Source organism: Pseudomonas sp. NFACC45 (assembly GCF_900113505.1).
Lineage (GTDB): Bacteria > Pseudomonadota > Gammaproteobacteria > Pseudomonadales > Pseudomonadaceae > Aquipseudomonas > Aquipseudomonas tehranensis.
This window is the reverse complement of record NZ_FOPO01000001.1, coordinates 234,897-246,929: the sequence shown is the minus strand read 5'-3', so window position 1 is coordinate 246,929 and position 12,033 is coordinate 234,897. Positions and strand designations below refer to the sequence as shown.

Here is a 12,033-nt window from a genome sequence, read left to right as displayed (position 1 = left end):
CAAGATTAGCTGTGAGCTGGTCGAGGTGCAACCGGGTGCAACCTTTTTTCGACGAAAAAATAAGCAGCTCATCAGGAAAGTAAAATTCGTGACTCCAGCGGTGCCTCTGCTTAGTGCATTGGCTTCTAGCCAAAGGTTGATACCGCACTAAAAGGGAGCAAAAAACCGTCATTGAGCGAAAAAACCGACTAGGTGCAACTGATTCGAGCGAAACTGGTTGCACCTTATTTCATTTGTTGAATAGCATTCGCCGCCAAGGTGCAACCGGCTCGAAGTCGAGGGGCATCGGCTGATGGCTTTCCTGGGGAAACATCAGTCATAAATTCGCGGGTCCTGGAAACGTCAAACAAGGTCTATGGTTGACTTGTCGACGCTTCCTACTGCCACCGCTACATAAAAACAAAGCCAGGGCGTAACTCATGAGTGTTAGTAATCCCACCCTGATCACTTTCGTGATCTATATCGCAGTAATGGTCCTGATCGGCCTGATGGCTTATCGCTCCACCAATAACCTTTCCGATTACATCCTGGGCGGTCGCAGCCTGGGCAGCGTCGTGACTGCACTGTCCGCCGGTGCCTCCGACATGAGCGGCTGGCTGTTGATGGGTTTGCCCGGTGCTATCTACATGTCCGGCCTGTCGGAAGGCTGGATCGCCATCGGCCTGATCATCGGTGCCTACCTGAACTGGCTGTTCGTGGCCGGTCGCCTGCGGGTACAGACCGAGCACAACGGTGATGCGCTGACACTGCCGGATTACTTCTCCAGCCGTTTTGAAGATACCAGCGGCCTGCTGCGGATCATCTCTGCGGTGGTGATCCTGGTGTTCTTCACCATCTACTGCGCTTCCGGCATCGTGGCCGGTGCCCGTCTGTTTGAAAGCACCTTCGGCATGTCCTACGAGACAGCGCTGTGGGCCGGTGCGGCGGCAACCATTGCCTACACCTTCATCGGTGGTTTCCTGGCCGTGAGCTGGACCGACACCGTACAAGCGACGCTGATGATCTTCGCGCTGATCCTTACGCCGATCATCGTGCTGCTGGCTACCGGCGGCGTGGACACCACGTTCCTGGCCATCGAAGCGAAAGATCCTACCGCTTTCGACATGCTGAAAAACACCACGTTCATCGGCGTGATCTCGCTGATGGGTTGGGGCCTGGGCTACTTCGGCCAGCCGCACATCCTGGCGCGTTTCATGGCTGCCGATTCGGTCAAGTCCATCGCCAAGGCCCGTCGTATCTCGATGGCCTGGATGATTCTCTGCCTGGGCGGCACAGTGGCTGTCGGCTTCTTCGGTATCGCTTACTTCTCGGCACATCCGGAAGTGGCCGGTCCCGTGACCGAGAACCCTGAGCGCGTGTTCATCGAGCTGGCCAAGCTGCTGTTCAACCCATGGGTGGCCGGTGTGCTGCTGTCGGCGATCCTGGCGGCTGTCATGAGCACCCTGAGCTGCCAGTTGCTGGTGTGCTCCAGTGCGCTGACCGAAGACTTCTACAAGGCTTTCCTGCGCAAGGGTGCGTCCCAGCTGGAGCTGGTCTGGGTCGGTCGCGCCATGGTGCTGCTGGTGGCGGTGGTTGCCATCTTCCTGGCGGCCAACCCGGAAAACCGCGTGCTGGGTCTGGTGAGCTACGCCTGGGCCGGTTTCGGTGCGGCCTTCGGTCCTGTGGTCCTGATCTCGGTGATCTGGAAAAACATGACCCGTAACGGCGCGCTGGCAGGCATCCTGGTGGGGGCGATCACCGTGATCGTCTGGAAACACTTCGAGCTGCTGGGCCTGTACGAAATCATCCCAGGCTTCATCTTCGCCAGCCTGGCTATCTACTTCGTCAGCAAGATGGGCTCGCCTACCGCCGGTATGCTGCAGCGCTTCGAAGCGGCTGAAAAAGATTTCCGCCTGAACCAGTAAGGCTTTCAGCGAGGCCTCGACGGCTCGCGCGAAGGTTCTGAAATAAAAAACGGCCCGTCCTCCATGAAGACGGGCCGTTTTTTATGGGGATCAGTCCAGCTCCGCGTCGGGCTGATTGAGAAATATCAGCACGCCCAGCAGCGCCATGTAGAACCTGAAGGCTGCGTCCTGGCCATTCCAGATTTCTGATTGCCACATCAGAAACCATTCCCCGCCGATGACCATGAAACCAAAGAACCAGACGAAAAAACCCATCGTCAAACCGATGATGGCCCAGCGCTTGGCCTGGGTGAAAACCACGCTTGGGAAATTACGTGCCTGCCAGAGACTGAGCGCGCCATAGCCCAGCAAGCCTGCGGTGAGCGCTTCGCCGAGGATGATCAGCCAGTAGGCACCGTGCCATGCCCAAGGCTGGTCGATGGCGCGATAGCGCGCGGCATTGTCGGGAAAGGTGGTGTCCATACTCAGCACGTGATGGACGAAATTGAAGTTGGAGTTGTAGTCCGTGAGGTTGTTGAACACGGTCAGCAAGGCGAAAGCGGCGAGCGCCAGGGTCATTGCGATTTTTGCGTAGCGAGTCGTCATGGGTTGCATCCTTGGCTTTTTGCGACGAAAGGACGGTATCACGACCTATTGCAGTCCCGGAGGCCGTCACGTTGTAGGAAGTTGCTGATTGTTTCGTGCGGCGACTTTTGTAATCCCCCTTACGAGGGATGTCTGTCGGAAAACACAGCGCGCGATGCGGCTTTAATCTCCTCGAATGTAAGGCAATTCTGTTTTTCCTGAGGTCCGATCAACTCTCTCTGATGCTCATGCAGAATCGCCCGCTTTTATTCAGCAGAGGCACATCGGATGTTCGCGCCTGCCAATCAACCGCGTTTCACCCTGGCACTCGACAGCGGGCCGAATGAACTCAAGGTGCTTGAGTTCAGGGGCAAGGAAGCCATCAGTCAACCCTATTGCTTTGATCTGGAATTGGTCAGTGAGCGGCCGGATCTGGCGCTGGAAGACCTCCTGCATCGTCAGGCCTTTCTGGCATTTGATGATCAGGGGCGGGGGATACACGGCCAGGTGTATAGCGCGGCCCAGGGCGACTCGGGCAAGCGCTTGACCCGTTATCAGATCAGTCTGGTACCACGCCTGGCTTACCTGGACCATCGAATCAACCAGCGGATCTTCCAGCACCTGAGCGTGCCGGCAATCATTACCCTGATCCTGACCGATCACGGGATTCAGGGCGACGCGTTCCAGTTCAACCTCGGCGGGCAATACCCCGAGCGCGAATACTGTGTGCAGTTTGGTGAAAGCGACCTGGTCTTCATTGGGCGGATCTGCGCCGAGGTGGGGATCCACTATCACTTTCGGCACAGCCGCGACGGCCATCTGTTGGTGTTCGGTGACGACCAGACGGTGTTTCCCCGTCTGCCCGAGTCGACGCTGTACCTGCCCGGCAGTGGCATGGCCGCCAGCGAGCCGGCGATCAAGCGCCTGGCTGTGCGACTGCAGACCCGGACCACGGCGGTGACGCTGCGTGACTACGATTTCCACAAGCCCGGCCTGCTGTTGCAAGCCAATCTGGACAGTCAGCAGCAACCGGTTCTGGAGGCGTATCACTACCCCGGCCGGTTTACTGATCGCGACCATGGCCGGCACCTTACCCAACGCGCACTGGAGCGCCATGGCGCCGATCACCGTCTGGCCGAGGGGCGCAGCGACCAATGCGCACTCGTCAGTGGGCACTTTCTTCAAATCAACGGGCACCCCCGAGCGCAGTGGAATGATCTCTGGCTGCTCACGCAAGTCACCCACCATGGGCGCCAGCCACAAGTGCTGGAGGAAATGGTCAGTGACAGCCCGGATGAGTTCCAGGGCTACAGCAATACGTTCCTCGCCACCCCGTGGGATGTTTTCTTTCGTCCGCCCTTGTCCCACGAAAAGCCACCCGCCCTTGGTTATCAGTCGGCGGTGGTGACGGGGCCGGTGGACAGCGAGATCCATTGCGACGAATACGGACGGGTCAAGGTGCAACTGATCTGGGATCGCCACGGTCAGCGCGACGAGCACTCCAGTTGCTGGCTAAGGGTGGCTTCGGGTTGGGCTCATGATCGCTACGGCAGCGTGATGATTCCCCGGGTCGGCATGGAGGTGCTGGTGGGTTTCATCGACGGTGACGTGGACAAGCCATTGGTCGTGGGCTGCCTGCCGAACGGCGCGACCCCGGTGCCCCTGGACCTGCCGGCCGATAAAACCCGCAGCATATTGCGCAGCCAGAGCAGCCCTGGCGGGGGCGGCTATAACGAATTGCGCATCGAGGATCGCCAGGGCGCCGAGGAGATTTACCTGCGGGCTCAACGCAACTGGACCCAGCATGTGCTGCATGATCAACGGGTTCAGGTTGATCACGAACGCAGCATCGTCGTCACCGGCACCGCGCGGCATGAGCTCAAGGCCGATGAGTTGCGCATCACCCATGGTCTGCGCCAGGTTGAGGTCAGGCAGGATGATCATCTGGTGGTGGCCGGCGAGCGGTACATTCGGGTAACCAGTCAGGCCCTCAATGCCACCCAGCAATTTCACGTCAGCGCCGGGCAGCAAGTGGTACTGGATGGTGGCGTCAGCGCGACCATTCAGGCCGGCGGGCATTGGATCAACATAGGGGCCGGGGGGATTTTCAGCAGCGTGCCGATCCAGGTGGGTGGGGCACCGATAACCGCCAGGAGTGCCGCGCCAGGTTCACCTGGCAGTCCCGAAACACTTGTCGCGGCGGCAGCCGCTCAACTTTCCCTCGCGCAAATTTTCAGCCTGCAGGGCCAGGCGCCATTTTGTGAGGAGTGTGAGCGTTGCAAAGGAGGCGTCTGCGAACCCTTGCCGGTGATGCCCAGGCGGGCTGATGTCCAGGAGCGTCCATGAGCACCGGTCAATCTCCCCGCGCCTGGCTTGAGCAACACCCCTTGCGGGCATCCGAGCAGCTCTACGCCATTTTCACTCGCGCCAGCACCGCCGGGCCGCTGATGGCCTGGAGGCGTTCGATGACGGTGGCGCCCAGCCCGATCTGGGCCGATACGCCTTACGCCGATTGGGAAGCGGTTATGCCCTATGTCGGAGCTGTCGCCCCGGACAGTGAGTTTCTTGACTGGGTAGAGACGACCGACTCGCCCGATTGGGGCTGGCTGGCGGTGACCGCTTGCAGCCAGCAAAGCCTTGCCGAACATCTGCGCGGGCTCACCCAGGTTCTGCTGCCCGGTGGCAAATCGGTTTTTTTCCGCTTTTGGGATGGGCGTTTTATCCAGCCGATCCTGCGATCGGATGCGGTGGAGGTCGGCCAGTTATTACCGGTCATCAGCCGTTGCCTGATCAACGGTCGGTCTTTCGAGATCCCGGGAAGTGCCCTGCGCCCCGCCCGGGCGTTCCCCTGGTGGGAAGTGCCTGCGCTGTTGTTGCAGGAACTGGCCGGGGATACGACGGACTGCCTGCTCAATAACCTGCTCAAGTGGTTGAGCGAAGAGCATCCGTATTTGTTCGAACAGGCCGACGAGGACATCCTGCGCTGCAAGATCAGGCATTTTCTTGGGGCGCCAGGGATGGCCCATGGACCAAAAGCCCCTCTGCAAGAATACTTGATGCAGGAATTGGGCAGATGACCACCGGGTGTGGTCACGGCCCGTCCACTCGGCTGCGACCCCCTGACGTTGGGCGCGCTTCAAGGTAAACTCCTCGGCCTTCGCAGGAGCCGCCATGAATTATCGCCACGCCTTCCACGCCGGCAATCACGCCGATGTGTTCAAACACCTGACCTTGACCCGTCTCATCGCTTTGATGTCGCGCAAGGAGCAGCCCTTTGCCTATCTCGATACCCATGCGGGCATCGGGCTTTACGACTTGCAGGGCGATCAGGCCAATCGTACCGGCGAATACCTTGAAGGCATCGCGCGGTTATGGGACCAGAAGGATCTGCCCGCGCTGACCGCCGACTACATGAAAGTGCTGCACGAGATGAACCCGGACGGGCAGTTGCGTTACTACCCGGGGTCACCGGAACTGGCGCGGCGCCTGACCCGGCCGCAGGATCGGGTGCTTCTGAACGAAAAACATCCAGAAGACGGTGTTCTGCTCAAGGACAACATGAAAGGCGATCGTCGCGTGGCGGTGCACCTGGGGGAAGGCTGGCACGTGCCCCGGGCGCTGCTGCCAGTGGCGGAAAAACGCGGCCTGATGTTGATCGATCCACCTTTTGAGCAGCTTGACGAGATGCAGCGCTGCGCCGCGTCACTCAAGGAGGCTATTGGCCGGATGCGCCAGACAGTGGCAGCAATCTGGTATCCGGTGAAGGACCAGCGGATGTTGCGCCGTTTCTATCAGGACCTGGCCGGCACCGGTGCGCCGAAATTGTTGCGAGTGGAATTGCTGGTGCATCCGCTGGCCACGCCCAATAGCCTGAACGGCTCCGGTTTGGCGATTGCCAATCCGCCATGGGGGCTGGAGGAAGAGTTGCGCGAGCTGCTGCCTTGGTTGTCGAAGAAGCTTGGTCAGACCCAGGGCGGCTGGCAGATGGATTGGCTGATCGCTGAAAGCTGATGGTTGGCCAGGTGCACTAATGGCATCGACGCCGGACATGTGGGAGCGAGCCTGCTCGCGATGGCGGAGGTACATTCAACATCAATGCAAGCTGACCCACCGCTATCGCGAGCAGGCTCGCTCCCACATTGGCTCCAAGGTGTACCCAGGAATCAGATCGGGCAAGTCACGCCCGTGCCGCCAATCCCGCAATAGCCCTCGGGATTCTTCGCCAGATATTGCTGGTGATAAGCCTCGGCGAAGAAGAACGTCGGGGCTTCTTCGATTTCGGTGGTAATGACGCCTTTCCCGGCCTTGGTCAATTCAGCTTGAAATACTTGCGCGCTGTGCTTGGCGGCAGCCAGTTGGGTTGGGTTGGTGGCATAGATCACCGAGCGGTACTGGGTGCCGATGTCATTGCCCTGGCGCATGCCCTGGGTCGGATTGTGCAGCTCCCAGAACATCTTCAGAAGTTGCTCGTAGCTGACTTTTTCTGGCTCGTAGACTACCAGGACCACTTCGCTGTGGCCGGTAAGGCCCGAGCAGACTTCTTCGTACGTCGGGTTCGGCGTAAAGCCACCGGCGTAACCCACCGCTGTACTGACCACGCCTTCGCGCTGCCAGAACTTGCGCTCCGCACCCCAGAAACAGCCCAGGCCGAAGATCGCGAAATCCACGTCCATGGCAAACGGACCCAGCAGCGGCGCATCGTGGACGAAGTGTTTTTCCGGCACGGTCATTGGGGTTTCGCGGCCAGGCAGAGCTTGTTCTTGAGTAGGGAGCACGTTTTTGTTCACCAGGATTTCCGAGCGCAAGACCATCATCAGTCCTCTCAGTCAGATTGAATTGAGCGAATAAGACCGTCAGTGTGCCCAATGCCGATTAGTTAAGAAAGCGACAACTGTGGCGAGGGATTCAGCCCTGTTGGGCTGAGTCCTGCGGGCGCTGCCGACGGCCGTGACCCTTTGATCCTTCACTTTGGACTCAATTGGCGCGGGAAAGATCGCAGCCTCGTTGCACTCGACAGCACCTACTGGCGTCAGACGAGCGGCCCCCGCGGATAGCGCTTGAGCTTTTCGATCAGCTCCGCGCCAGGGATCGGACGGTCGAACAGGTAGCCCTGGCCGACGTCGCAGCGATGGCGCCGCAGGAACGCCAGTTGCTGTGCGGTTTCGATACCTTCGGCCACCACCTTGAGTTTCAGGTTGTGGGCCATGGCGATCACCGCGGAAGTGATTTCCATGTCGTCCTGGTTGTCCGGGATCTCGTGGATAAAGCTGCGATCGATCTTGATGATGTCGATCGGGAATTTTTTCAGGTAGCTCAGGGATGAATAACCGGTGCCGAAGTCGTCCATGGCCAGGGTCAGGCCCAGGCGCTTGAGTTGGTCGAGTTGCAGGTGGGTGTCTTCGGTGGCCTCCAGCAGCAGGCCTTCGGTCAGTTCCAGTTCCAGCAGGCGGGCCGGCAGTTGTTCTTCCTTGAGGATGCTGGCGATCGAGGCGACCAGGTCCGGATCGGAGAACTGCTTGGGCGAGAGGTTGATCGCCACTTGCAGGTTGCCCAGGCCGGCGGCGGTCAATTGCTTGCTCATGCGGCAAGCCTGACGGGCGATCCATTTGCCAATGGGGATGATCAGGCCGGTTTCTTCGGCCACGCTGATGAATTGGTCCGGGCGAATCATGCCCTTCTCGGGATGGTTCCAGCGCAGCAGCGCCTCCATGCCCAGCAAGCGACCGCTGCGCAGGCACAGTTTTGGCTGGTAGAACACGTCCAGCTCGTTCTGGGTCAAGGCGCGGCGCAGGTTGTTTTCCACGAACAGCTTGTAGCTGGCCTCGGCGTTCAACGCCTCGGTGAAGACCTGGACCTGATGTTTGCCGTTGGCTTTGGCCTTGTGCAGGGCGAGTCCGGCGTTGCGCATCAGGGTCTGGGGGTCGCGGCCGTGCAGTGGCGCGCAGGCCAGGCCCACGGAGCCGGTCACGCTGATCAGCTGGTTATCCACGAACATCGGCTTGTCGAGCGTCATCAGCAACTGGCTGGCGATCTGCTGCCCGGCCTCCAGGTCGGTGTCGTCCAGCAGTACGGCGAATTCATTACTGGCGAAGCGTGCCAGGCTGCCGCTGGGGCTCAGGCTGTTGCGCAAGCGTCGGGCCAGGCTGATCAGCAGCTTGTCTCCGGTCTGATGGCCGAGGCTGTCATTGATGCGCTTGAAGTTGTCGATGTCCACCAGCAACAGGCTGATGGGCGAATCGCTGTCCCGGGCAAAGCGCTCATCGAGGTTGCGGATGAACGCCGGGCGGTTGCCCAGGTTGGTCAGGTTGTCGGTGTAGGCCAGGCGTTCGATGCGCTGTTGGGCCAGTTTGGTCTGGGTGATGTCTTCGTAAATGCCGATGTAGTGGGTCAGTTCACGGTTATCGCCATAGACCTTGGAAATCGACAATTGGCCCCAGTAGGGTTCCAGATTCTTGCGCCTGCTCTTGAATTCACCTTGCCAGCTATTGCTCTGGGCCAGGGCCGACGGTGCATCGAACAGCAGCTCGCTGAGGTTTTCCAGGGCCGGCAGTTCCGAGAGGCGCTGGCCGTGGACTTCCTCGGTGGAATATTGGGTGATGGCGGTGAAGCTGGGGTTGACGTATTCCACCACGCCGTCGCAATTGACCAGCAGGAACGCGTTGGCGCTTTGCTCTACGGCGCGCTGGAACAAGTGCAGGGCGTTGGTGGCCGTCCGTCGGTTGTGGTTGTTGATGACCTGGGCGAACTGGTCCGCCAGTTCACCGGCAAAGGCGATTTCGTCGGACTGCCAGGCGCGGGTGACGCCTATTTGCTCCAGGCACAGTACGCCCACCACCTGGCCGTCGATACGAACGCTGGCGTCGAGCATGGCATTGACTTCGCGGGAGCGCAGGCTTGCGGCCATTTCCCGGGTACGCGGGTCGCGCATCGCATTGTGCGCGTCGATGGCGCGGCAGGTCTGCAGAGCCTCCATATAGTCAGGAAACTCGTTGGCGTTGATCACGTCCGGCAGAAAGTAGTCCTGGGAGGCGCGGTTATAAGCCGAAATCGGCACCAACTGGCCGTCTTCCAGGTTCCAGATGCTGGCGCAATCAATCTGGTAGATGTCGCAGGCGCTGCGGGTGATGAGTTCGGCGGCTTCCTGCAGGGAGTTGTTGGCGCTGTAGCGCTGGCGGGTCAGTAGCAGGATCAGGTCCTGCTGGGCGCGCACCCGGTCCAGGTGTTGAAGCTGCTCCTGCTGGGCGCGCTGGTTCAGTTCCAGGGCAATTTGCAGGCGCGAGTTTTGCGTTTCCAGGTCCAAGGCCGGCATCGACGGCTCGCTTGCCAGCAAATCGTCCACGGCCAGCAGATAGCCGCGTAGTAGATGGCGATTGTGCTGTTTATAGGGCTCGCCCATTTCCAGCAGGTTCATCGCGCCCTTGGCGGTGTGGAGCGTGTAGCGGACCTGGTAATGCGGGGCCTGGGCCAGTTGCTGCTGGATCGCATCGTGGAGTTGATAACGCGCTTCGGGCTCCATCAGGCTGGCGTAGGGCGAACTGACCAGCGAGCAAAGCTCGACGGCCGGCACGCCGAAATACCGTTCGCAGTTGGGATCGAGGAACAGCAGTGCCCAGCTTGCTTCATTCAGCCGTTCGAAACGCAGCATGCCGAGCCGCGAGGGCACCGGTAACTGCGTCACTACCTCGGCCGCCATACGGCTGGCGGCATCGGGTTGGCTTTTCATGGGGAAACTCGCTTCGAAAATGCTGATCGCGCCGGGCTGACGCCCTCGTTATTACGGACTGGCGCAAGGTTGCATCATTGCGGCACTGGCTGACAAGAGAGATGAAGGCCAAGTGCTATAAACCTTTTATCGGCCGACGAAGGGATTTCTCCAGTCGCCCGCCGATCAGACGGCACGGGTGGTTATACCACCCGTCAGCGCAGCGGGATATCTACTGTCTGTAATGGGGTGCCATCACGGTCGTGAAACGTGACCTGAACGCTCTGCGCCGTGACCTGCAGGTGGGCGAAGTTGTCCTGGCTGATGACCGTGCCGCTTAACCCATAGTGATAGTCCCCGCTGGGCGTGCGGGCCATGGCATCACCAAAAATAAAACTCGCGGCGCTGGCATAAGGAAGCAATTTGCTGTTGCAAAACGGCGAGGAAACGATGGTATGCACCTCGAAGTCAGAATCCTGGCTATGACTCAGGCGACTGGTAAGAGAACCATGGACGTCGCCGGACACGAAAATAACGTTCTTGATCCGATGGCGACGAACGGTTTCCAGCAGGCGCAGACGCTGTTCCGGGAAGGCCTGCCAGGCGTCCGAGGTATTGAGCTTGCGGTCCGGGTAGAACATCACGCCGGTCACGATGAACTTGACCCGCGCCGGACTGTTGACCAGCCATTTGATCAGCGATCGTTCCTGCGCTTGATCCAGGATACGTCGATCATCCGCCGACAGATTGCGCTGGGTCCGACTATCGGTGACGAACCATTCGATATCGCCGTGAGCGAACTGATACCAACATTGTCTCAATGGTTTGCTTAATGTTCCGTCACTTAAAAGTTCATGTGCCGGACTATGGCTGGCTTGATAAAGCGCATAGGCATCCATGGCATTGGCATAAAAATTTTCGTCGCCTTTTTTCTTGCTGGCAGGCCAATTGTCTTTGATTTCATGGTCGTCGAGAATCATGTAGCTCGGTGTTCCAGCCATCAACTTTCTGATGTGCGGCTGGGAAAAGGCGGTGCGGTATTTGAAAAGAATATCCTTTGGGTTCCGGTCCGGGGCGACAATATTCAAATCGTCTAGATAAACCTGGTCGCCGGTCATCACTACAGCACTGATCGGCGGGTCGGCCTGGGCCACGATGCGGTTGATGCCGGCGAAAGTCCGGTCGCCCAGTTCAGGTCTGGACGGGACGCCGGCCGTCACCCGCAGGTAGCGGCAGGAACCCACGATATAGCTGCGCGGTGCACTGCTTTTGCTGGACGGCGTGCGCATTTGATAAATATCCCGAGGCCATTGCAGCGGCAGTTCCTGAACGGTTTCGATTGTATGAGTAGGGCTCAGGCGGCTGAACCAGCCGGCTTGGTATTCATAGACGGTATCGGCTTGAAGGTTCTTCAATACGATGACATCGGACATGTCACGGTAAGCATGCAACTGAACAAAGTGTCCTTTCGACCAGATTGACTCTCCCTGGCGCCGGTAACGGATGGCGGCAAATACCAGGCTGTTCTTATCGTTATCCCCTCGCAGGAATATCCGCGTGTGATGAGGTGTCGTGTGGCCGACAATAGGGCCAACAGTGGGTTTGAACATCATTCGAGTCCATTCGAAGTTAAAGTTTTTTTCGGTTTTTGAGGTAAGTAGTTAATGGCTTCCCTGAACTCATCCTAAAGCGATGCATGAGATAAATATTGATAGGGGAGGGGGCGTGAGTTGTGGGAAACGTCCAATAGATGGCGTAGTCATCTAGGTGGAGTGCAGTAGGAAAGTTGGGCCATGGAACGGGCTGCTCTGCACGTTCGATTTTATTTCAGGCAAAAAAAGCCCCGCCAAATGGGCGGGGTTG

At 59.1% G+C, this 12,033-nt stretch carries 8 protein-coding genes; 4 read left to right on the top strand and 4 right to left on the bottom strand.

Translation table 11 applies throughout. The features are described 5' to 3' along the window. Positions 1–419 precede the first annotated feature (419 nt). Positions 420–1,904: a sodium/proline symporter PutP gene (putP, locus tag BM132_RS01070; protein ID WP_092395638.1), complete on the top strand. Its 1,485-nt coding sequence runs from the start codon at positions 420–422 to the stop codon at positions 1,902–1,904. Positions 1,905–1,994: 90 nt separating this feature from the next. Here putP and BM132_RS01065 read toward each other — a convergent pair whose 3' ends face one another. After that, positions 1,995–2,489: a DUF2165 family protein gene (locus BM132_RS01065; protein WP_092452480.1), complete on the bottom strand. Its 495-nt coding sequence runs from the start codon at positions 2,487–2,489 to the stop codon at positions 1,995–1,997. A gap of 267 nt (positions 2,490–2,756) precedes the next feature. On the opposite strand from BM132_RS01065, the gene tssI reads away from it, so the two are divergent. The 3 genes from tssI to BM132_RS01050 all read left to right on the top strand — a co-directional run bounded on the left by tssI (position 2,757) and on the right by BM132_RS01050 (position 6,479). Next, positions 2,757–4,814, top strand: coding sequence for a type VI secretion system tip protein TssI/VgrG (gene tssI / locus BM132_RS01060; protein WP_092452477.1), 2,058 nt, complete (start codon positions 2,757–2,759; stop codon positions 4,812–4,814). Beyond that, on the top strand, positions 4,811–5,545 hold the full coding sequence (locus BM132_RS01055; protein ID WP_092452474.1) for a DUF4123 domain-containing protein: 735 nt from the start codon (positions 4,811–4,813) through the stop codon (positions 5,543–5,545). Before tssI ends, BM132_RS01055 begins: the two co-directional genes overlap by 4 nt. Before the next feature lie 94 nt (positions 5,546–5,639). After that, positions 5,640–6,479, top strand: a complete 840-nt coding sequence (locus tag BM132_RS01050) for a 23S rRNA (adenine(2030)-N(6))-methyltransferase RlmJ (protein ID WP_092452472.1) — start codon at positions 5,640–5,642, stop codon at positions 6,477–6,479. Positions 6,480–6,631: 152 nt separating this feature from the next. Here the strand turns inward: BM132_RS01050 and msrA are convergent, their stop codons facing one another. The 3 genes from msrA to BM132_RS01035 all read right to left on the bottom strand — a co-directional run bounded on the left by msrA (position 6,632) and on the right by BM132_RS01035 (position 11,780). Continuing rightward, entirely contained in the window at positions 6,632–7,279 is a 648-nt protein-coding gene (msrA, locus tag BM132_RS01045) for a peptide-methionine (S)-S-oxide reductase MsrA (RefSeq protein ID WP_047226186.1), read from the bottom strand. A gap of 218 nt (positions 7,280–7,497) precedes the next feature. Continuing rightward, positions 7,498–10,191 carry a putative bifunctional diguanylate cyclase/phosphodiesterase gene (locus BM132_RS01040; RefSeq protein ID WP_092395648.1) on the bottom strand — a complete coding sequence of 898 codons (2,694 nt, stop codon included), beginning with the start codon at positions 10,189–10,191 and terminating at the stop codon, positions 7,498–7,500. A gap of 194 nt (positions 10,192–10,385) precedes the next feature. Then, on the bottom strand, positions 10,386–11,780 hold the full coding sequence (locus tag BM132_RS01035; RefSeq protein ID WP_092452468.1) for an alkaline phosphatase D family protein: 1,395 nt from the start codon (positions 11,778–11,780) through the stop codon (positions 10,386–10,388). Positions 11,781–12,033: the final 253 nt, after the last annotated feature.

Bases quoted from the DNA above. Each gene is read 5' to 3' on its own strand.
- BM132_RS01040 (WP_092395648.1), bottom strand. From the start codon at position 10,191: ATGAAAAGCCAACCCGATGCCGCCAGCCGTATGGCGGCCGAGGTAGTG.
- putP (WP_092395638.1), top strand. From the start codon at position 420: ATGAGTGTTAGTAATCCCACCCTGATCACTTTCGTGATCTATATCGCA.
- BM132_RS01035 (WP_092452468.1), bottom strand. From the start codon at position 11,780: ATGTTCAAACCCACTGTTGGCCCTATTGTCGGCCACACGACACCTCAT.
- BM132_RS01055 (WP_092452474.1), top strand. From the start codon at position 4,811: ATGAGCACCGGTCAATCTCCCCGCGCCTGGCTTGAGCAACACCCCTTG.
- tssI (WP_092452477.1), top strand. From the start codon at position 2,757: ATGTTCGCGCCTGCCAATCAACCGCGTTTCACCCTGGCACTCGACAGC.
- BM132_RS01065 (WP_092452480.1), bottom strand. From the start codon at position 2,489: ATGACGACTCGCTACGCAAAAATCGCAATGACCCTGGCGCTCGCCGCT.
- BM132_RS01050 (WP_092452472.1), top strand. From the start codon at position 5,640: ATGAATTATCGCCACGCCTTCCACGCCGGCAATCACGCCGATGTGTTC.
- msrA (WP_047226186.1), bottom strand. From the start codon at position 7,279: ATGGTCTTGCGCTCGGAAATCCTGGTGAACAAAAACGTGCTCCCTACT.